The organism is Salibacterium sp. K-3, assembly GCF_054052005.1.
Window position 1 is genome coordinate 668,048 of record NZ_JBSVZE010000002.1, and the last position, 19,741, is coordinate 687,788.

At 50.1% G+C, this 19,741-nt stretch carries 21 protein-coding genes, 1 tRNA gene and 1 rRNA gene; 4 read left to right on the forward strand and 19 right to left on the reverse strand.

Annotation, left to right across the window (positions count from 1 at the left end):
* Positions 1–16: 16 nt before the first annotated feature.
* From ACW9JV_RS15450 to groES, 4 genes are all read right to left on the reverse strand, one after another.
* Entirely contained in the window at positions 17–349 is a 333-nt protein-coding gene (locus ACW9JV_RS15450) for an ArsR/SmtB family transcription factor (RefSeq protein ID WP_457335999.1), read from the reverse strand.
* A 43-nt stretch (positions 350–392) separates the two neighbouring features.
* Positions 393–896 (reverse strand): SRPBCC family protein, encoded by a 504-nt coding sequence (locus ACW9JV_RS15455; RefSeq protein WP_457336001.1) that lies wholly within the window; start codon positions 894–896, stop codon positions 393–395.
* A gap of 682 nt (positions 897–1,578) precedes the next feature.
* Entirely contained in the window at positions 1,579–3,231 is a 1,653-nt protein-coding gene (groL, locus tag ACW9JV_RS15460; protein WP_457336003.1) for a chaperonin GroEL, read from the reverse strand.
* Positions 3,232–3,280: 49 nt separating this feature from the next.
* The gene (groES, locus tag ACW9JV_RS15465; RefSeq protein WP_457336005.1) at positions 3,281–3,565 is read right to left on the reverse strand and encodes a co-chaperone GroES; all 285 of its coding nucleotides are present in this window, start codon (positions 3,563–3,565) and stop codon (positions 3,281–3,283) included.
* A 333-nt stretch (positions 3,566–3,898) separates the two neighbouring features.
* Between groES and ACW9JV_RS15470 the strand changes: the two genes are divergently transcribed.
* Both ACW9JV_RS15470 and ACW9JV_RS15475 read left to right on the forward strand, forming a co-directional pair.
* Entirely contained in the window at positions 3,899–4,615 is a 717-nt protein-coding gene (locus ACW9JV_RS15470) for a CPBP family glutamic-type intramembrane protease (RefSeq protein WP_457336007.1), read from the forward strand.
* Positions 4,612–4,806 (forward strand): YdiK family protein, encoded by a 195-nt coding sequence (locus tag ACW9JV_RS15475; RefSeq protein WP_457336009.1) that lies wholly within the window; start codon positions 4,612–4,614, stop codon positions 4,804–4,806. The genes ACW9JV_RS15470 and ACW9JV_RS15475 overlap by 4 nt, the downstream gene beginning before the upstream one ends.
* 36 nt (positions 4,807–4,842) lie before the next feature.
* Here ACW9JV_RS15475 and tatC read toward each other — a convergent pair whose 3' ends face one another.
* From tatC to ACW9JV_RS15490, 3 genes are read right to left on the reverse strand one after another with little or no spacing between them, the layout of a single operon-like run.
* A complete protein-coding gene (tatC, locus tag ACW9JV_RS15480; RefSeq protein WP_457336011.1) occupies positions 4,843–5,616 on the reverse strand; it encodes a twin-arginine translocase subunit TatC in 774 nt (257 codons plus the stop codon).
* Between the two features lie 19 nt (positions 5,617–5,635).
* Positions 5,636–5,839 (reverse strand): twin-arginine translocase TatA/TatE family subunit, encoded by a 204-nt coding sequence (locus tag ACW9JV_RS15485; RefSeq protein ID WP_457336013.1) that lies wholly within the window; start codon positions 5,837–5,839, stop codon positions 5,636–5,638.
* A 22-nt stretch (positions 5,840–5,861) separates the two neighbouring features.
* A complete protein-coding gene (locus ACW9JV_RS15490) occupies positions 5,862–6,500 on the reverse strand; it encodes a redox-sensing transcriptional repressor Rex (RefSeq protein WP_457336015.1) in 639 nt (212 codons plus the stop codon).
* A gap of 250 nt (positions 6,501–6,750) precedes the next feature.
* On the opposite strand from ACW9JV_RS15490, the gene ACW9JV_RS15495 reads away from it, so the two are divergent.
* On the forward strand, positions 6,751–8,694 hold the full coding sequence (locus tag ACW9JV_RS15495) for an ABC-F family ATP-binding cassette domain-containing protein (RefSeq protein WP_457336017.1): 1,944 nt from the start codon (positions 6,751–6,753) through the stop codon (positions 8,692–8,694).
* Between the two features lie 31 nt (positions 8,695–8,725).
* Here the strand turns inward: ACW9JV_RS15495 and ACW9JV_RS15500 are convergent, their stop codons facing one another.
* The 7 genes from ACW9JV_RS15500 to ACW9JV_RS15530 form a co-directional block, all read right to left on the reverse strand.
* Complete coding sequence (locus ACW9JV_RS15500; protein ID WP_457336019.1) at positions 8,726–10,801, reverse strand: hypothetical protein; 2,076 nt, start codon at positions 10,799–10,801, stop codon at positions 8,726–8,728.
* 248 nt (positions 10,802–11,049) lie between these two features.
* The gene (tsaD, locus tag ACW9JV_RS15505; protein WP_457336021.1) at positions 11,050–12,072 is read right to left on the reverse strand and encodes a tRNA (adenosine(37)-N6)-threonylcarbamoyltransferase complex transferase subunit TsaD; all 1,023 of its coding nucleotides are present in this window, start codon (positions 12,070–12,072) and stop codon (positions 11,050–11,052) included.
* Complete coding sequence (gene rimI / locus ACW9JV_RS15510; RefSeq protein WP_457336023.1) at positions 12,053–12,520, reverse strand: ribosomal protein S18-alanine N-acetyltransferase; 468 nt, start codon at positions 12,518–12,520, stop codon at positions 12,053–12,055. Before rimI ends, tsaD begins: the two co-directional genes overlap by 20 nt.
* Complete coding sequence (gene tsaB / locus ACW9JV_RS15515) at positions 12,513–13,217, reverse strand: tRNA (adenosine(37)-N6)-threonylcarbamoyltransferase complex dimerization subunit type 1 TsaB (RefSeq protein WP_457336094.1); 705 nt, start codon at positions 13,215–13,217, stop codon at positions 12,513–12,515. The genes rimI and tsaB overlap by 8 nt, the downstream gene beginning before the upstream one ends.
* Entirely contained in the window at positions 13,198–13,671 is a 474-nt protein-coding gene (tsaE, locus tag ACW9JV_RS15520) for a tRNA (adenosine(37)-N6)-threonylcarbamoyltransferase complex ATPase subunit type 1 TsaE (protein ID WP_457336025.1), read from the reverse strand. Before tsaE ends, tsaB begins: the two co-directional genes overlap by 20 nt.
* Before the next feature lie 14 nt (positions 13,672–13,685).
* Positions 13,686–14,675, reverse strand: coding sequence for a thiamine-phosphate kinase (thiL, locus tag ACW9JV_RS15525; protein ID WP_457336027.1), 990 nt, complete (start codon positions 14,673–14,675; stop codon positions 13,686–13,688).
* A 134-nt stretch (positions 14,676–14,809) separates the two neighbouring features.
* Positions 14,810–14,886 (reverse strand) — tRNA-Met (locus ACW9JV_RS15530).
* A 161-nt stretch (positions 14,887–15,047) separates the two neighbouring features.
* Here ACW9JV_RS15530 and ACW9JV_RS15535 point away from each other — a divergent pair.
* A complete protein-coding gene (locus ACW9JV_RS15535) occupies positions 15,048–15,188 on the forward strand; it encodes a hypothetical protein (RefSeq protein ID WP_457336029.1) in 141 nt (46 codons plus the stop codon).
* A gap of 49 nt (positions 15,189–15,237) precedes the next feature.
* On the opposite strand, the gene ACW9JV_RS15540 is transcribed toward ACW9JV_RS15535, so the two are convergent.
* The 5 genes from ACW9JV_RS15540 to rrf all read right to left on the reverse strand — a co-directional run.
* Positions 15,238–16,380, reverse strand: coding sequence for a trans-sulfuration enzyme family protein (locus ACW9JV_RS15540; protein ID WP_457336031.1), 1,143 nt, complete (start codon positions 16,378–16,380; stop codon positions 15,238–15,240).
* A 22-nt stretch (positions 16,381–16,402) separates the two neighbouring features.
* Positions 16,403–17,377: a 5-oxoprolinase subunit C family protein gene (locus ACW9JV_RS15545; protein ID WP_457336033.1), complete on the reverse strand. Its 975-nt coding sequence runs from the start codon at positions 17,375–17,377 to the stop codon at positions 16,403–16,405.
* Positions 17,374–18,144: a LamB/YcsF family protein gene (locus ACW9JV_RS15550; protein ID WP_457336035.1), complete on the reverse strand. Its 771-nt coding sequence runs from the start codon at positions 18,142–18,144 to the stop codon at positions 17,374–17,376. Before ACW9JV_RS15550 ends, ACW9JV_RS15545 begins: the two co-directional genes overlap by 4 nt.
* On the reverse strand, positions 18,141–18,836 hold the full coding sequence (gene pxpB, locus ACW9JV_RS15555; RefSeq protein ID WP_457336037.1) for a 5-oxoprolinase subunit PxpB: 696 nt from the start codon (positions 18,834–18,836) through the stop codon (positions 18,141–18,143). Before pxpB ends, ACW9JV_RS15550 begins: the two co-directional genes overlap by 4 nt.
* Positions 18,837–19,664: 828 nt before the next feature.
* Positions 19,665–19,741 (reverse strand): 5S ribosomal RNA (rrf, locus tag ACW9JV_RS15560); the annotation flags it as partial.

The following is a 19,741-nucleotide window of genomic DNA, read 5'->3' on the forward strand; positions in this document are numbered from 1 at the left end:
TACTTTTTATTCAAAGTTACAGCTTATCATCATTCTCTTCCTTGTTCTGCAATTTGTACAGATAATCATCGAGGTTATCAAACCTTTCTTCCCAGAGGCTTCGGAAAGAATTCAGCCATTCATCAAGTTCTTTGAACCTCTGTGGTTGAAGCTGATAGATGCGGCGGTTTGCGACTGGATCTACCTGCACAAGTTCCGCCTCTGTTAATACTCGGAGATGCTTCGAGGTTTGGGGTTGGTTAAGTCCAAGACGGTCAGACACTTCTCCTACCGTGAGAGGCCCTTCTCTCAAAAGCTCAACAATGTGTAATCGCTTCGGTTCCGCTAACGTTTTGAATGTTTTAATCATGATGATTTCTTCTTTCTTTTAGAGTAACATAACCAATTTTTAGTTATTGGGCTTCTTTCAAATGTGTTTCCAAATTGTTTATTGTTTCTTTCATCCCTTCCATCATACCCATATCGATTGCTGCTTTTAGATTTTGAGCCGATGGGAATTCAACGTTGATGGTAAGTTTTGTTTTTCCTTCATGCTCGATGAATGTCACCGTTACTCGATTCTCCGGCATCCCTTCAATAGGATTAGCCTCCTCGTCTGCAAAAGTATCAGTATAAACGATGCGCTCAGGCTTGACAATTTCCTGGTAAATACTTCTCGACCAATGCCTCTCTCCTTCAAGAGATTCAAAACAATAATGCCAAATCCCCCCCGGGCGGAGGTCCATTTTACAAACCGGCATAGTGAAACCACCCGGAGCCCACCAGCGGGATACATGTTCGGGGTCAGTAAAAGCTTTAAACACTAGTTCTCGCGGGGCATCAAAGATCCGCTCTAATGTAAACTCACGGTCTCCTATATTTGTAGTAATGCTCCCTGCTTCATTCGGTTTTGTCATTGTAAAATTCTCCTTTTTAGGTATTTGATACTTGACTTTAGCCATTTTGGCTCCGCTAAAAATCAAAATACCAGCTTATGAATAAAGTATACCACAAAAGGAATATTCATTTAAAGGAATATTTTTACCGCCGTTTTTAAATTTTTGCTACATGCACTTCGCGTAAGCTACTCTATCGGCTTTTCAGATATTCATACTGTTCGCTCGGCGTTTTCCCCTTTAAATTACTGTTGTGTGCCGCCTCAGCAATTAATTCACTACATATCATTTGGCTCGGATTGTTCCAGAGTTTATCACCAAAATTAACTCCATACCAAATAAATTTAAGCACATCACAGCGCTTTTCATGGTGTTTAATAACCTTGTTTATATCTCCCTTGACTTCTACTACTTCGAAGTCTTTAAGATCAAAATGACGGATCTGAGCGCCTTTTGGAAACCGGGAATCAAGTATATGATAGTCGTCTATTTTGATTGCGTTGTGGCTCTATTTGCCATCCGTGACCCCTGCTCCTGTTGTTCTGTAGCTGAGATAAAACTATTCGATAAGTCCACGCTGCGTATCAAGATATGCTCGATTAAGATTCCAAAATAAATTATGTTAGTTTTTCGTGATTTTTTTGATAAAAAAAGAGATGTGACAGGGTTTTAACCCTGTCACATCCCTATTTGGGAGGGCGGATTACATCATGCCGCCCATACCTCCCATGCCGCCCATGTCAGGCATGCCGCCGCCACCGGCAGCGCCGCCTTCGTCTTCTCCAGGCTTATCTGCGATAACCGCTTCTGTTGTCAGGAACATCGCGGATACGGAGGAAGCGTTCTGCAGTGCGGAGCGGACCACTTTGGTCGGATCGACAATACCGGAGTCGATCATGTTGACCCATTCGCCGGTAAGGGCGTTGAATCCGTTGCCGACTGCTTCGCTCTTCATACGCTCGACCACAACGGAACCTTCGAGACCGGCGTTGTGAGCGATCTGACGAAGCGGTTCTTCGAGCGCGCGCAGCACGATGCTGACGCCTGTTGCTTCGTCGCCTTCTCTTTCGTCTTCAAGCTTCTTCACCGCTTCATGCACGTTCATGAGTGCGGTGCCGCCGCCGGATACGATGCCTTCTTCAACAGCCGCGCGTGTGGAGTTGAGGGCGTCTTCGATACGGAGCTTGCGTTCTTTCATTTCCGTTTCGGAAGCAGCGCCGACTTTCACAACTGCTACACCGCCTGCGAGCTTAGCAAGACGCTCCTGCAGCTTTTCACGGTCAAAGTCGGATGTAGTTTCTTCAATCTGCGCTTTCAGCTGGTTCACGCGGTTGGTGATGTCGGCCGGGCTGCCTTCGCCTTCCACGATGGTGGTGTCGTCTTTATTAATGACGATTTTGCCGGCTTTACCAAGCTGATCGATCGTTGCATTCTTCAGGTCAAGACCGATGTCTTCAGTAATAACTTCGCCGCCTGTCAGAAGCGCGATGTCTTCCAGCATTGCTTTACGGCGGTCACCGAATCCAGGTGCCTTCACAGCTACTGCGTTGAAGGTACCGCGCAGTTTGTTCACGACGAGTGTCGCAAGCGCTTCGCCTTCCACGTCTTCTGCGATGATCAGGATCGGCTTGTTCTGCTGCACAACCTGCTCCAGAAGCGGAAGTACTTCCTGAATGTTGGTGATCTTCTTGTCTGTGATAAGAACATACGGGTTATCCAGTTCCGCTGTCATCTTATCAGAATCAGTCACCATGTAAGGGGACGCATAGCCGCGGTCAAACTGCATACCTTCCACGACTTCGAGTTCTGTTTCGAGGCCGCGGGATTCTTCCACCGTGATAACACCGTCGTTGCCGACGCGCCCCATGGCTTCAGAAATAATTCCGCCTACTTCGTCGCTCGACGCGGATACAGAGGCAACCTGGGAAATCGCTTCGCTGCCTTCGATCGGCTTGGACACTTTACGCAGCTCTTCAATAGCTGTCTTTGTAGCTTCTTCAATGCCGCTGCGGATGCCCATAGGGTTCGCGCCGGATGTAACGTTTTTCAGGCCTTCCTTGATCATGGCCTGCGCGAGAACCGTTGCGGTTGTTGTACCATCGCCGGCCAGGTCGTTTGTCTTGCTGGCCACTTCGGATACAAGCTGGGCTCCCATGTTTTCGAAATTGTCTTCGAGTTCAATTTCTTTGGCAATCGTTACACCGTCGTTTGTGATAAGCGGGGATCCGAATTTCTTTTCCAGTACTACGTTGCGCCCTTTCGGCCCTAACGTAACTTTTACTGCATTCGCCAGTTCGTCCACTCCGTCCAGCATGGAACGGCGTGCGTCTTCACGGAATTTAATATCTTTTGCCATCGTTTCGACCTCCTGTAAATTAGAATATGTAGGGGCGTTCCCCTATTGATTAACCGATAACAGCAAGAACATCGCTTTCACGGAGAATGAGGTAATCGTTTCCTTCGTACGTCACTTCCGTTCCTGCGAATTTGGAGAAAATGACTGTGTTTCCTTCACTGACTTCCGGAGCGATACGTTCGCCGTTATCAGCAACGCGCCCGCTTCCTACAGCGACTACTTTGCCTTCCTGCGGCTTTTCCTGGGCGGAATCCGGAAGGACAATCCCACTCTTTGTCGTTTCTTCCTGTTCAATCTGCTCAATCACAATGCGGTCACCAAGAGGCTTTAACAAGGTAAACACCCTCCTTTGATATTTGCGCGGCACCCCGGCCTGTAAGGCAGAGAGCCGACATGATTCGTGTTTATTAGCACTCATTGATGTCGAGTGCTAATACCAATTCTTATGATAAGCATTCCGCTTCCATTTTGCAAGGGGGAAGCCGTAAATTTTTTCATCTTTTCTCCACAAAGGCTCCATATAAGACCTACCCGTTTCCTCAATATATTGAAACGCTTCATTTCATTATTTTTTCACAGCCGTTTCGTACCCCCTGCCCCGGCGCATTATGATACAATACGTACATATGCATAGTATTATTCACAGGACATAGAGGAGTGGAACACTTTGAATAAACGCTATTGGTGGATTCTGATCGTTTACATATTGATGCAGGTGTCCGGACTTGCCGGAGCGCCGCTTCTGATGGCGTTCGGACTGAATCTGCAGGAAAGTACCGTCTTATGGAGTCTTGTCAGCTTCGCTGCCGCCCTTATTGTGATGCTGTTTCTCGTTCTTCCGGAACGGAGAAGCGACCGGCATCCGCATCTGCGCAAAACCTCCAGAGGACATGCGGTAAAATGGGCGGTGCTCGGGATCTTTCTCGTATTTCTTGCCCAGTATATTGCCATTCTGATTGAAATGGCTATCGGTATTGAACCGGGATCGCAGAATACCCAGGATATTTTATCGATTGTTGAAATGTTCCCGGTGTTTGCGGTCATCGTAGCGGTCATCGGACCGATTCTCGAAGAGATTGTGTTCCGGAAAGTCCTGTTCGGCACCTTCTACAGGCACTTTAATTTTGTAATCTCCGCGCTGCTCAGCGCCCTTATTTTTTCCCTCGTCCATTTTGATTTTACGCACGTGCTGATTTACACCGCGGTTGGATTCGCCTTTTCCTACCTGTATGTAAAAACAGGACGGATCCTCGTTCCGATAGTGGCCCATGTGGCGATGAACAGCTATGCCATTCTCGTTCAGGTGATGTTCGGGGATCAGATTCAGGAAATGCAGAGAAAGCTCGAACAGGTGAGCATGATTCTGGGAGGAATCATGCTATGAGGCGAAATTCAAAAACGATGGGGCTTATGTACTTCGGCCTGGCAGGGCTGTTCATTTACTTTGCTATCGTCAATGTGAACAATGAATCCTGGAACATATGGACGTTTCTGTTTGCAGGCATCGCCGCAGTGGATGTCATGATCGGCGTCCGTTTTTTGCGTTCCTCTACAGGCAGTCATTCCAAAAGCTGAAAAAACAGGAGCCGGGATCATCCCCGTGCTCCTGTTTTATTTATCTCTGTCCGATATGTTGTTGTCCTCCTGTCCGGCCTGTTCCTGCTCCGCCTCGAGCGCTTTCCGGTAGGAAAAGCGTGAGACGACAATGCTTCCTTCGTAGAGAAGAAAGAGCGGCACCGTCACCATCAGGTGGGAAACAATGTCCGGCGGCGTGATGAATCCGGCCAGCACGAGCAGGACAAAGTAGGCATATTTCCGAATGTAACGGAGCCATGCCGGTGTGATCAGCCCGAGCCTCGTCAGAAACATAACGACTACCGGAAGCTGAAACAAAAAGCCGAATGGTATGGTCAACTGAAACAAAAAGCCGAAATATTCATTGGCCCCGTACTGCTCTGTCAAATCGAGGCGTTCCGACAGATTGCTTAAAAACCGGATGACATTAGGAAAAAGGACGAAATAAGCAAACGCAAGACCTCCCAGAAACAGGATAGTTGCCACTGGAATATAGGCAAGCGTTACTTTCTTTTCCTTATCCATAAGCCCCGGTGACACAAACGCCCACAACTGATACAAGAGCACAGGAAACACAAGAATCAGACCGATGAAAAACGCAAAATTCATGTAGAGTTTTATCGGATCGGTCAGATTAAATACGTTCATCGGAAAGTTTTCCGCTTCCGGAACATTCTGCAGATACGTAATCACAGCGGGAGCCATGATCAAACCGGCGATTAACCCGGCCAGTAAAAATACCGCTGAAATAATGATACGTTTCCGCAGCTCTCCGATGTGGTCATATAAAGTCATTTCATTCTGCGCCATGCCTGTCCCGTCCTACTCTTTACTTTTCAGAATCATCCGTTGCTTGCTGCCGGTTTTTCTTTTTATCGTCTTCTTCTACATCGTCGGCAAGCCCTTTGGTCGCGCTCTTGAATTCACGAAGCGTGTTCCCTGCGGCACGGCCGAGTTCCGGAAGTTTTTTCGGTCCGAAAATCAGCAGCGCAGCAAGAACGATCAAGCCGATACTCATAGGTCCCAGATTCATGTTCAAACACCCCCTGCATGTGCTATAAAGGATAATTTTTCAGAAAGTATACCAACGTCTGCAGTTCTACCGACAAATCAATATGATGCACCCGTATCGTCTCCGGTACCGTCAGCCGTTCCGGTGTGAAATTCAGAATACCGGTAATCCCGGCATCCACCAGCTTTTCTGCGGTATCCTGGGCGGCAGAGGCAGGGACCGTCAAAATTGCGATCGAGGCGCCCCGTTTCTTTTTCACATCCGGAAGATCATCCATGTGATGGATGTCCACGCCGCTGATCTCATGGCCGATGATTGCTTCATTCACATCAAAGGCGGAGATAATCTGGGTGTTGTCACTTTTGGAAAAATTGTATTTTAAAAGCGCGGTGCCAAGGTTTCCCACTCCGACGAGAAATACTTTTGTCACTTCATCCTGATCCAGCGTTTTGCGGAAAAAGGATAGCAGATACTGGACATTGTATCCGTACCCTTTTTTGCCGAGCGCTCCGAAATAGGAAAAATCGCGGCGGATCGTCGCGGAATCGACTTTCACCGCCTCGCTCAGTTCTGTCGATGACACGCGTTGTTTCCCCGATTTATGAAGGTTTTCCAGAAACCTGTAATAAAGCGGCAGCCGTTTGGCGGTTGCCTGCGGTATCTTCTGCTGGTCTATGTTCATGGCAGCCTCCAACTATTCCTTCCATGGTCTCCTGTCCAGTATAACATGACACGCCGTGCCTTCGTCATAAACAGCAGACCTGAACAGTCTGCACTTCTTCCCTATTGTACACTAATTCTTAAAAATATGTAACAGGATAGGCTGACTGATACGCCTGTTCATGATTTTGACATATCGTAAGTATTTCGCGTTTTCATAAAAATTACGATACACTTGCAAGGGAAGAGTTTTTAACAAAGGATGAACGATAATGATTGTGCTTCAATGTTCGAATATAACGAAATCCTACGGTGTCGAGACGATTCTGGACAATGTCAAACTGGAAATCAAGAAAAACGAGCGAGCCGCGCTTGTCGGCCGAAACGGGTCCGGCAAATCCACGCTTCTGAAAATCATAGCAGGGGAACTTCCGTACGATGCCGGAGAGGTGATCACGCCAAAGGGAGCCCGCATCGGTTATCTTGACCAGCATACCGGCCTGGTTTCGGAACGGACCATCTGGGACGAAATGCTGGCGGTATTCGACGAACTCCGGGAGATGGAGCAGCAGCTGCGCGTGCTCGAGGCCAGAATCGCCGACCCGGATATATATAATGACGAAGAAAAATACGAAAAAACACTGAAAGAATATGATAACCTTCAATATGAGTTTCACGAACGCGGGGGCTACCAGTACGAAGCAGACATCCGCGGCATCCTGGCAGGACTGAAATTTGACAGCTTCGATTACAGCACCCCGATTACTTCATTAAGCGGCGGACAGAAAACGAGACTCGCTCTCGGGAGACTCCTGCTGTCCAAACCGGACGTGCTCGTTCTCGACGAACCGACAAACCATCTCGATATCGACACGCTCGGCTGGCTGGAAAACTTTTTGTCCAATTATGAAGGTGCCGTGCTGATCGTCTCCCACGACCGCTACTTTCTCGACCATATCGTTTCCAAAGTCTATGAAATCTCGCGTGCGAAGGCCTCCCTCTATTACGGCAATTACAGCACCTACCTGGAGAAGAAGGCGGAGCGTTACGAACAGGAGCTCAGAGAATACGAAAAGCAGCAGAAAGAAATCGCCGAACTAGAAGATTTCATCGCCAAAAACATCGTCCGCGATGCCACCTCCAAACGGGCTCAGAGCCGCCGCAAGAAACTCGAGAAGATGGAGATCAAAGAGAAACCGCAGGGAGATGAAAAATCAGCGAGGTTTTCGTTTGATATCGACCGGCAGAGCGGCAATGAAGTACTGAATATTTACGACCTGAACGTGTTTTATGAACAGGACAACCCGGTGATCCGGGATTTGAACCTTTCTGTCAAAAAACAGGAAAGCATCGCCCTCATCGGTCCGAACGGCATCGGTAAAACAACACTGCTGAAAGCAATCGCCGGCCGGATTACCCCCGCTTCCGGAACTGTTCAGTACGGCAGCAAAGTGTCGGTCGGCTATTACGACCAGGAACAGTCGGACCTTGACAGCGGCAAAGACGTCCTGCATGAATTATGGGATGAGTATCCCCTCACCCCGGAAAAGGACATCCGCACCGTCCTCGGCAACTTCCTCTTTACCGGGGAAGATGTACTCAAGCCGGTTTCCAGCCTGAGCGGCGGGGAAAAGTCGAGACTCGCTCTCAGCAAATTAATGATGAAAAAAGCGAACCTGCTCATATTCGACGAGCCGACAAACCATCTCGACCTCGACAGTAAGGAAGTGCTGGAATCCGCACTGCTGGAATTCCCGGGAACCCTGTTGTTCGTTTCGCACGACCGCTATTTTCTAAACCGGATGGCGACCAAGATTGTAGAATTGACGGAAGACGGCCTCCAGGAATATCCCGGCGATTACGACTATTACCTGATGAAAAAAGACGAAGAACGCCAGCGCGCCGAGCTGCGCGCACAGGAACAGCCGGCACCGGCTTCCGGAGACAGCCGACCCGGTGAGGATAAAAAAGCCTACCTGGAGGAAAAGGAAGCGAAAAAGCAGGCGCGCAAACGGCAGCGGGACATTGAAGATACAGAACAGCAGATTGAAGCGCTCGAAACGAAAATCGAGCAGCTCGAAGAAGAAATGTTATCGCCTGAGGTGTACGAAGATCACGAGAAAGCGGCGGACATGCAGCAAAAAGTGAACGAAGCCAAAGAACAGCTCGAAACGTATATGGAAAAGTGGGAAGCGCTGCAGCTTGAAGAAGCTTGACGCTCCGGACTCCTGCTTCGCCTGAAGGTCGCTATGAGTTATTCATGGCGGCCTTTTCTATACCATTTGTCCCTTTTCGATTGCTGCTCCAGATGTAGCGTACACAGAGAAGATAGAACATCGAGGTGGATGCCGCTACGGCCCCGGAGTCATTGAGAAGCAGCAGAAAGATCGAACCGGCGGCACCGGCTTTTAGTACAAGACGCTGAGACGGGCGCATCTGTATTCTTTTTTCCGTCAGCAGATAAAGGGCTGCAATGGCATAACTCGTAAGGAGCAGCTGCGTCCAGTTGGAATGGAAAATGATTTTTATATTCATCTCAAGCTTCCGGCCCAACAGCGCCCGCAGTTCCTCCCATTCCCCATGAAACAGCTGCTGGAAGGCTGCTCCGATATGGGACGTACCGCCGGTAAACTGAAGCAGCCAGAGCAGCGCACATAAACCAATCACAGCACCCGTCCCTGCTGCCAGCATACGCTTCCAGCCTGCGGAGTGGATTTCAGACATCCAGAAACTGCCGAACATCAAGCCGGAAGCAACGGTCACTCCTGCATTTTTTCCAAGTGCCGAGCTGCCGCTCACCATCATAAAACCGAGCATAAGCGGAAGCACCGCTTTTTTTTTATGGCGCATCACCGGCTCCAGACATACAACCGCAGCCGCTGCAAAAAAACCACCGAGCTCATTGCCAAGACCCCCGTACCGGGCACCGATCAACGGGTCATAGCCAAGGTAGGAACGCTGCATCGCATCAGCCCCGTTCAGAAGATCCACCGTTAAGAGTGCTGTTACAAGGACGGAGATAACAACCGGGGCTTTTTCCCTGTTAATGAAAGAAGCAGCCGTACCGAGGATTAGAGCGGCAGCGGCAAGACAGCAGGCGTAGGCCGGCACTGTGAAAGTCGGACCGGGACGTCCGATCAAAGCCGGAATCAGTACAAAAGCAAGAGGCGAAACCATGCCTGTCAGAACGGCAGCATCCATCCAGCGGGACGGTCTGGACCGCTCCCATTTTCCATAAAGAAAGCCTGCGGTAAGCAGCACAACAAGCATGGATATATAGATGGAAAGCACCGCTGCCCGTGAATCATGAATCGCCTGCATCCCCTGGAGCTCCGATTTCATTTCCGCCAGATCCGCTCTTCTGTCAGAAATCAATGCTGATGCATAATCCCCACCGGAAAACACTTTGATAAACGCGGAAGCCGCATCGATACTGCTTCCCAGATACAAAAGCCCCGTCGACGTGGAACGAAAACGCTGGACCGGCGGTTTGCCGTCCTTGGTCCACATGACAAACGGAAGGACATCCCCTGTGGATGGATCCACTCCGAGCAGAAAAAGGGGGGAGTCTTTTTTCCTTAATTCGAGCAGAAGATGCTCCAGCGGCTCGAGCACGCGTCCGCCGGAACTTTCCAGTCCCTTTTGGTGTGCACGGTAAATATCGCCCCATTCGATCACCGACCAACTGGAGAAAGTCTGCTGCTGTACGTTATCGACCCAGTCGAGGGTTTTCTGTGGATTCATGCTCCATCCGCCGGGAGCGGATCTCTTTTTATCCACAACCGCATCACGGTTTCCGGCGGACATCCCTTCGGAATCAGCAGTCAAAAAAGGGGCGTAACTGCGCCGCTTTTCATATATGTCACTGTGACCGGCAAAACGGATCACGGTCCCGGCAGAACGAAGAGTATCCCCCAGCGTACCAGGAACCGCTCCATACCCGCTTTGCTCATTGGCTGCGCGAACCTCTCTAAACCCAGGCAGAATGTATGTACTTCTTTCTCCCTCCGCCTCTTTTTCCACCCAGTCTTCCAAAGAAAGGTGGGGCGTTTCGGCACGTCGGCCGGAACTCAGCGTCAACAGTTCATTCACCGGTGAAGAAGGACCCGCTGTCACACGATTCAAGGCGCCGGCAGCAGCCCCGCGCTGCAGCCTTCCCTCTTCGAGCAGCAGAAAAACATCATCCATCGACAATGCAGGGACAAGCACCAGTACAGCATGCGGCCCTTTCGCTTCAGACTGCTGCAGTGGCACGCACAACAAAGAGACGATCATCCCTGCTGCAACGATCCATGTGTATTTGCTGCCCATCTTATGTCTCAATGATCCACGACCTCCTTGCCCCTTTAGGAGTCATCCACATTATTCACAAGGTTATCAACATCTACACACTAATTTGCGTGGGGTCCACCCCTTTATTCACATAAAAAGGGGACTTATCCACATAAACACTGTTAACATATGATTTCCCTGATGTATTAGCTTTCCACCGGTTTATCCCCATTATCCACAGATAAACTTTTACACAATCCTTAAAAACTTGATCATTTATTCATAAAAAAAACTTGACCTTAATATAAGGCCAAGCCTGGTACGCCGTTCAGATCCCAACCAGCGGTAATTCCTTTTTTCCATTGGACGTGGGCAGCGGCACCAATCATTGCAGCGTTGTCGGTACAATACTTGAACGGGGGAATCGAAAGTTGGGCCCCGCTTTCTGCAAAGGTTTCTTCCATAGCCGCGCGCAGTCCGCGGTTGGCAGCCACACCGCCGGCAAGTACAACCTGACGGACCTGATACTCCTCTGCTGCCCGTTTTGTTTTTTCAACAAGGACTTCGAGGACGCTTGCCTGAAAGCTGGCGGCAACATCCGCTGTGGATAAATGCTCTCCCCGCTGTTCAGCATTGTGAAGGGTGTTGATAACCGATGACTTCAATCCGCTGAAACTGAAATCATAGGAGCCTTCTTCGAGCCAGGCAATGGGCATCGGAATGGAAACACGGCCTTGGGCTGCCAGTTTATCCACCTGCGGTCCGCCTGGATACCCAAGTCCAAGGGTCCGTGCCACTTTATCGTAGGCTTCCCCTGCAGCGTCATCCCTCGTACGACCGATTACCTCATACTCCCCTTCTGCGTGCAGCAGAACGAGTTCCGTGTGGCCTCCGGATACGACGAGGGCAAGCGCGGGATAGTTCCACTCCCGTTCAAGCCGCGCCGCCTGTATATGTCCGGCAATATGATGAACAGGAATAAGCGGGAGCTGATGGGCAAAGGCAGCCGCTTTTGCCGCATTCACACCAATCAGCAGCGCTCCGACCAGTCCCGGTCCTTCTGTAACGGCAATGCCGTCAAGGTCGGCGAAAGTAAGACCGGCTTCCGTCAGCGCTTCTTCCATGATAAGCGTGATATTTTCGGTATGATGGCGCGATGCAATCTCAGGCACGACCCCGCCGAAACGTTTATGGCTGTCAATCTGGGAGGCCACAACGTTCGAGAGCACCCGTCTTCCGCCCTGCACCACCGCTGCCGCCGTTTCGTCACAACTTGTTTCGATCGCAAGCAGTACTTCCGCTTCAGTTGAATTTGTAGTCATCAATATTCACCCACATTACCAATGCATCTTCGTGATTGTCGGTATAATAGTTTTTCCGAATCCCGCCGGGCTGAAACCCGAGCTTTTTATACAGAGACTGGGCAATCAGGTTGCTCACTCTGACTTCGAGCGTCATCGTTACAGCCCCGTAGGCATGCGCCATGTCGAGAATGTTTTTCATGAGCAGTTCACCGATACGGCAGCCCCGGTACGCAGAATGTACGGCTACATTCGTAATGTGGGCTTCATCAATAATGATCCACACTCCGCAATAGCCGATGATTTCATCGTTCCATTCCGCCACCAGGTAATGAGCAAACTGGTTATTCGTCAGTTCATTAAAAAAAGCGTATTTCGTCCACGGCATCTGAAACGCATCATGCTCCACCCGAAGAATCCCCTCCAGGTCCCGTTCTTCCATAAAACGGATACTCGGATACTTACTCATGTGCTCGCCCTTCTTCAGCGGCGTACCATTTCTTCTCTGCTTCCGCCATCTGCGCGTATTCCGGCACGACAGCATGAGCCGGCTGCGGTTCGATCCGTGCGGTCAGCCGGAGCAAATCCGCCGGACGGGGCCGATAGTCTGTATAGGAGCCGAACACAGCCTGATCCGGAAGGGCTTCCTGAATAGCTGCCTTATGCTGATCCAGGTCCCGGCTTAAAAATAATACCGGTTGCTGCGCTGCTTTCAGATTCTCGAGCCATTCCCCGAGATCCGTCACCCTGTCTTCCTGTTCTGCTTCCGGCATGCCGTCCCGGAACCGGTACAACCCGGTATAGACTCTCCCTCTCCGTGCATCTGAAAAGGGGCATATTAATCCCGGAAAGTAGGTACCGCCGGCTGCCAGCTGCATCAGGCTCGATATGCCGTAAACCGGGATACCAAGCGACCAGGCCATTGTTTTAGCCGTCGTCACGCCAATCCTGACCCCTGTATACGAACCGGGGCCTTTTGCCACAGCGATGGCATCCAGTTCACGTGGAGTCATCTCCACATCTTCCATCATCCTGTCAATGGCAGGCATTAAGCGTAGAGAATGGTTCTTTTTGAAATTCGTAATATATTCCGCCAGTACTCCTTCTTCGGAGGACAATGCCGTTCCCATCACATAACTCGATGTATCAATCGCCAGTATGTTCATCATTCTCAAGCTCCTTGCATCGTTCCATAAAGCTTTTTCCCTGGGGACTCAACCGGATCATCCGGTCGTCTCCCTCCAGCCGGTCCAACGTGACCTTCAGGTGGTCCGGCGGGAGTATATCTTCTATTCTGTCCGCCCATTCGATCACACAGACGCCGCTGCTCTCGATATATTCCTCGAGCCCCATCTCTTCAGCTTCTTCCCCGCCGAGTCGATACAGATCCATATGATAAAACGGGAGGGTGCCGTGATATTCTTTTATAATCGTAAACGTCGGGCTGTTTACCGTCTCCGTAATCTGAAGCGCACGTGCAAGCCCTTTAGTGAAAAGGGTTTTTCCGGCACCGAGATCTCCTTCCAGCGTAATTACATCCCCGGCTGCCAGGATGGAACCGAGTTTTTCAGCCTTACAGATCGTCTCTGCCGGAGAATGAGTCGTAAATGATAAAGACATGCTGCTTCCCGCCTTTATGATTGAAAATGATTGTATCCTTTTTTCGGGAGGACGGTTGTGTCTGATCCGTCCTGCAGCGTAACCAGTGGATCTCCTTCTTTGACCCGGCCGATATCATACAGCGGAGCACCTTCCTCTTCCATCCGCTGTTTCAAGAGAGGCCAGTCCTCCGGCCGGACGGTACCGATCAATTCAAAATCTTCCCCGCCGTAAAAGATCCACTCCCAGTACTGCGTGTCCGGGAATTCTTTCAGTTCTCCGGCAACCGGAATATCCCGCTTTCTCAATTCCAGTTCCACCTTCGAAGCTTCCGCAATTTCGTTCGCCTCACTCGCCAGACCGTCGCTGATATCGTTTAAAGCGGCACCGGCGGCTGTGCTTCCGATGATCCTGCCTTCTTTCACACGCGGGTGCGGAGTTTGATGATACGCTGTGAGTGTACGAATTCCCTGAGGGCGGGAAGCGCCGCGTCCGTGCTCCAGCAGCCAGTCAAGCCCGGCTGCGGATCTCCCGGTGAAACCTGTAACAAATACAATATCTCCGGGCAGGGCATTTCTCCGCAGGAGATGGCGCCCCTCTTCTACCCTCCCGTGGACGGTGACCGATACAACAAGTCCGGACCTCGTAGAGACAGTATCTCCCCCGATCATATCCATATCAAAGGCTTCCGCCAGTTTTTCCAACCCCTCATACACACCCTGAAGCTCTTCATCCGTCCAGGAGGAAGGTACAGCAATGGATACGACATAAAAAACGGGGACTCCCCCCATCGCTGCAATATCACTTATATTTACGGCGAGCGCCTTATGTCCGATATCCAGCGGGCTCATCGTTTCTTTCGTAAAATGAACGTCCTCCACCATCGTGTCCACACATAATATCTCATGATAGCCTGCCTCGGCAGCATACACCGCTGCATCATCCCCAATCCCTTCTATCAGACCAGGTTGGCGGTAATGATCCGGGATATGCTGCTGAATCCATTCAAATTCGTCTTTCGGCATGAGTGACATCCTTTTATGTGCATCATTTCTTCCAGTGTAACGCATTCCCGGAAAAAACGCACCGCCCGGGAATCGTCTCTGTTTGAAAAAAATACAAAAAAAAAGCCTTCTGCAGGCTTTGGGGTTTTAATTATTGGTTGCGGGGGTAGGATTCGAACCTACGACCTCCGGGTTATGAGCCCGACGAGCTACCGAACTGCTCCACCCCGCGATGTGTAAAATCGCGTTTTCTTAACGGCACTTTTATAATATATCACAGCCTTTCTCGTATTGCAAGGCTGTGGTAATAATTTTCTTGTTCAAATGTGACAAATGTGTTACATTAATTAAAAGAATATTTCGACATATAATGACAAAAAGGAGGCCGTTTTCATGAATACCTGGAAGTACTTGCGTTCGGCTCTGCTGGCTAATGTACTCGTCATCGTTACGTTTGTGTTCCTCCCCATTATGATATTGACCGACAATATTAGTATGTACCAGGATTTTATCAATTATCTGAATAACAAATAAAAAGGAGCTGCCCCATTTTTTGGGACAGCTTTCCTTTGCTGCAGGGTGTTCAGTTTTCTGCCTGCTTCAGGGCCGAAGAAAAGGCAGTAATGATATCGTCTTTATCTTCAATGCCGGCTGAAATCCGGACTGTCCCGGCAGTGATGCCGAGCTGCTCCCTGATCTCATTCGGGACCGTACGGTGGGAAGTATTCAATGGATAGGACACAGTCGTCTCTACACCGGCAAGGGTGGGAACAATTTTGATCCAGTCCAGCGCCGCAAAAAACGCGGTAACATCATAACGATCGCCAAGATCCACGCTCACCATCGCCCCGTTGCCTTTGTCAGAAAGATTCTCTGGATAATAAACGGCAGATACACGGGTATGCTCCTGAAACCACTGTGCCAAAGATGCTGCATTTTCCGCCTGCCTGGCCATCCGGACACTCAGCGTTTTTAATCCACGGCAGGCAAGCCACGCTTCAAAAGGGCTGAGATTGGCCCCGATATTAATGACACGTTTTTTCGCTTTTGCTATGAGCTCCTCTCTTCCAACCAGCACCCCGGCCGAAACATCACTGTGTCCCCCTATGTATTTGGTCGCGCTGTGAACGACAAGGTCCGCACCTTGAAGATAAGGCTGGAGAAAGTAAGGAGTCGGAAAGGTATTATCAATCATAAGTGTCAGGTCATATCTTCCTGATATTTGTTTCAGTTCCTGAATGTTTTCCCGGCGGAGAAGCGGATTTGTTACGGATTCTGCGTACAGGAGGCTCGTCTTATCCTGAAGGGACGATTCCAGCGCCTGTTTATCGGTGAAATCTACAGCCGTTACCTCAAATCCCCATTCCTGAAGCTCTTGCTGAAACAACTGGTAGGTCCCTCCGTAAAGATCCAGCGGTACGATCAAATGGTCTCCCGGGGCCGCTGCTGCAAGAATTCCAGCAAGAATAGCAGACATACCGGACGAAGTCGAAATGCCCGACGGAGCTCCTTCAAGGGAAGCTGTCCCGGCTCCTAAATCATCTGTATTCGGGTTGGAATACCGGGTATACAGATGGTCTTTGCCACCGGTAAAATAGGATTCCATATCTTCGAGATCATGGAAGGCAAACGAAGAGGTCTGATAGATCGGTTTCGTTTTGCTTTTATTTTTCTCTCCATCCCCTTTCTGAAAATGGACAGCCTTCGTATCAAATTTCTTTTCCATGTATCCCACTCCTATAAACGTTCTACTCTGTATATGATAGCATGTTTCGGGAAGCGAGCGCCAAAGCCGCGATCCGGCGCTGCTGTTCTTTCAGCAGATCATGAGCCTGCTGAAGGGGTATTTTTTCGAACATAACCTGCTGCCCCGGCAGCAGCTGGGCCACTTTCGGAAGATCTGCCTGAATAACCGAGGCCGGGCGGGTGTAACCTCCGGTCGTCTGTCGGTCGGCCATTAATATCATCGGACGCCCATCCGCGGCTGCCTGAATAGACCCGGTATCCACCGCTTCCGACAGAATATCTGCGGAGCCGTGATGAGAAAGGACGGCTTCCTCCATCCGACATCCCATCCGGTCTGATGCATTAGAGATCGTGAAGGAGGAGTGGTACAAAGCATACCGGGCTTCCTCCGTAAACGCGGAGGCTTCAGGGCCTTCTGTAACACGAAGCACGGTTTCCCCGCTGTATTCTGGAATCAATGGTGCACTCAGACGGCTGCATCTTTTCAACGGAGGAACGGAAGCGGGGGTCGACAATCGGTCTCCTTTTTCCAGAGCTCTTCCTTTCATTCCGCCCATTCCTGCTTTAACAAACGTTGAACGGCTGCCGAGTCTTTCGTCTCCATCAAATCCTCCCTGAATTGCAATATAGGTACGCGCCCCGCTTTTCACTCCGGCAAACGACAGTTCATCTCCTTCCCGGACGCGGAATGAACGCCATCCTTCTACTGGTTTATTGTTCAGTGAAGGCTGGAGGTCCGCCCCCGTTAACGCTATCACAGCAGCCTGTGTGAATTGCAGAACAGGACCCAGCATCGTTACTTCAAGCACTGCTTCCTTTCCTTGATTGCCCGCGAGAATGTTAGCGGTCTGAAACGCATACTCATCCATCACACCTGCCGGCGGGATACCTTTTCTCTGCCAGCCTGGACGTCCGGCATCCTGAATGGTTGTAAACAGCCCGGGTTTTTTAACCAGACAAACTTCGCTGCCGTTCATTGCGTTTCCCCCGGTGCCTGAAGGACCACTTCCGTCTGCTGCAGTACATGGTGGAGCTGGTTGAGAAACTGCAGTGCCTCCGGCGTGTCCCCGTGGACACAGATCGTGTCGGCCTCCACTGGAAGCCGGGTGCCGTCTACAGCTCCCACCTCACCGTTCATCAGCATATCAAGAATACGTTCCGCCGCTGCGCCGGGATCATGAAGGATAGCATCCGGGTGCGACCGCGGGGTCAAAGATCCGTCCGGTTGATATGTACGATCAGCAAAAACTTCAGAAGCAACCGGCAGCGCTTCCTTACGGCCTGCCTTTATCAATTCGCTTCCTGCGGGTGCAAACAAGATAAGGCCGGGATCTATTCTTCTTACCGCTTCCGCTATTGCTTCTGCCATTTCCGGATCTTTGGCTGCCTGGTTATACAAGGCGCCGTGTGGTTTCACGTGCTGCAGCCCTATCCCTTCCGTTTTACAAAATCCCTGAAGGGCTCCCACTTGATACACAACCAGGTGATAGATTTCATCCGGATCCACAGCCATCTGCCGCCGTCCAAATCCGCCTAAATCAGGGAAGCCGGGATGAGCCCCCACCGCTGTCTGCTGCTTTTTTGCCGCTGCGGTAGTCCGGGCCATAACGCTGTGATCGCCGGCATGATATCCGCAGGCGATGTTCGCTGAAGTGACGTACGAAAGAACACGGTCATCATTTCCAAGCACATAGGGCCCGAAGCTCTCGCCGACATCACTGTTCAGATCCACTGTTTTTTTCATTTCTCTGCCTCCTTCTGCTCGATATCACGGAACTCTTCTTTCGACACAGGTCTGAATCGAATAATCATACCGGCATCCAGCAGTACCGGCTCTGTTTTGTCCGGGCGGAACAGCTTTTTCGGTGTTTTTCCAATAATATTCCATCCTCCGGGACTTTCCAGGGGGTATACACCGGTCTGGGTGTTTGCAATTCCGACAGAACCGGCCGGTACTTTGGCTCGCGGGGTCTCAAGACGCGGAGCAGCGATGTTTTCATTCATGCCTCCAAGATACGGAAAACCCGGAATAAACCCCATCATATAAACCAGGTATTCCGCTTCCGTATGCCGCGCAATCACCTCATCCGTTGTTAACTGGTTCTGTTCTGCCACCCTCTTCAGATCAGGCCCAAACGTTTCATCGTAACAGACGGGGATGGAGATCTGCGGAGACGAGGGGAGATCCTGCGGCTTCATGGTTTCACAACATCCGGAAATAAAGGACTGCAGGTCTGACGGTGAAAGGCGGAGGGGATCATAGAAAACCGTCACCGTCGTGTAGGCAGGGACCCATTCCTGAATGCCTTCCCGGGGATGATCTTCCAGTTCGCGGCAGAATGCCCTGATATGTTGGTGGGTTTTTACCGATATTACGGTCCCGAATGTAACACGTATCGCTGTATCACTGACCATGTTCATCTGCAGCGGTTCCACATACATCTTCCTTTGTATCCAGTCTTGTCTCCAGTATACTGGATTTTTTACTGATTTACATACCCGTTCTATTAACCCTGAAGACCAAAACCTTTGCCGGAAGGAACAGCTTTTGGATCCGATTGAATATCGGAAACATGGCGCCGCGGTATCACAGAATTTCAGAAAAGGGATTGGAGCGCCCCCAGTGGTGTGCTACTCAGAAAAACATCACCATTCTGTAAGCAGAGCAGGCAAATCTTCAAATGTCGTCGTTATGACTTTGATTATGACTTTTCTAAAGTGACCTTGGCCGTATAATCATTGGACTCAAGCGTCAAAAAGCACCTGAAAAAGAACACATTCCTGATGCAGCGACTGAAGCTTCGTCCACAAGCAGCACCCAACGGCTCTAAAGTTGCGTTTATCCCGAAAAAAAAGTGACAAACGCAACATAGAAGGATTCATGATGACGTTTACGGGTATCGAATAGGGAAGAAACGTCACTATGGTTGATTCATAATTACGTTTGTACACCCCGGAGCAGTTACAAACGTCGTCATGACTTTTTTTCTAAAGTGACGTTGGCCGTATACGTCACGAAGTGCCTGGAAAGGACTATATTTCTGATACAGCGGCTACACCCTCGTCCTGAAACAGCACTCAACGTTCTCTACGTTACGTTTGGACTCCTCCCATTTTTTGCTTTTTCCGGTAAGCGTCAAATAATCCCCATCTTTTATCAAGGTGGGGATTATTTGACGCTTACTCCGTAACAGCCTATAGCTGAACTTCACGTTTTATAAAAAAAGGACGGTCAGATGAATATCATCCGACCGCCCTTTTGGTGCCTGGCAGCGTCCTACTTTCACAAAGGGTTGCCCCTTCATTATCATCGGCGCTGGAGAGCTTAACTTCCGTGTTCG

Coding starts and splice junctions, on each gene's coding strand:
- ACW9JV_RS15540 (WP_457336031.1), bottom strand. CDS start 16,380: ATGGAAAAGAAATTTGATACGAAGGCTGTCCATTTTCAGAAAGGGGAT.
- ACW9JV_RS15475 (WP_457336009.1), top strand. CDS start 4,612: ATGAGGCGAAATTCAAAAACGATGGGGCTTATGTACTTCGGCCTGGCA.
- rimI (WP_457336023.1), bottom strand. CDS start 12,520: ATGAGTAAGTATCCGAGTATCCGTTTTATGGAAGAACGGGACCTGGAG.
- ACW9JV_RS15545 (WP_457336033.1), bottom strand. CDS start 17,377: ATGAACGGCAGCGAAGTTTGTCTGGTTAAAAAACCCGGGCTGTTTACA.
- tatC (WP_457336011.1), bottom strand. CDS start 5,616: ATGGCGCAGAATGAAATGACTTTATATGACCACATCGGAGAGCTGCGG.
- tsaB (WP_457336094.1), bottom strand. CDS start 13,217: ATGAACATACTGGCGATTGATACATCGAGTTATGTGATGGGAACGGCA.
- ACW9JV_RS15455 (WP_457336001.1), bottom strand. CDS start 896: ATGACAAAACCGAATGAAGCAGGGAGCATTACTACAAATATAGGAGAC.
- tsaD (WP_457336021.1), bottom strand. CDS start 12,072: ATGACTACAAATTCAACTGAAGCGGAAGTACTGCTTGCGATCGAAACA.
- ACW9JV_RS15550 (WP_457336035.1), bottom strand. CDS start 18,144: ATGAAAAAAACAGTGGATCTGAACAGTGATGTCGGCGAGAGCTTCGGG.
- ACW9JV_RS15535 (WP_457336029.1), top strand. CDS start 15,048: ATGAATACCTGGAAGTACTTGCGTTCGGCTCTGCTGGCTAATGTACTC.
- ACW9JV_RS15495 (WP_457336017.1), top strand. CDS start 6,751: ATGATTGTGCTTCAATGTTCGAATATAACGAAATCCTACGGTGTCGAG.
- ACW9JV_RS15485 (WP_457336013.1), bottom strand. CDS start 5,839: ATGAATCTGGGACCTATGAGTATCGGCTTGATCGTTCTTGCTGCGCTG.
- ACW9JV_RS15450 (WP_457335999.1), bottom strand. CDS start 349: ATGATTAAAACATTCAAAACGTTAGCGGAACCGAAGCGATTACACATT.
- ACW9JV_RS15490 (WP_457336015.1), bottom strand. CDS start 6,500: ATGAACATAGACCAGCAGAAGATACCGCAGGCAACCGCCAAACGGCTG.
- groL (WP_457336003.1), bottom strand. CDS start 3,231: ATGGCAAAAGATATTAAATTCCGTGAAGACGCACGCCGTTCCATGCTG.
- tsaE (WP_457336025.1), bottom strand. CDS start 13,671: ATGTCTTTATCATTTACGACTCATTCTCCGGCAGAGACGATCTGTAAG.
- thiL (WP_457336027.1), bottom strand. CDS start 14,675: ATGCCGAAAGACGAATTTGAATGGATTCAGCAGCATATCCCGGATCAT.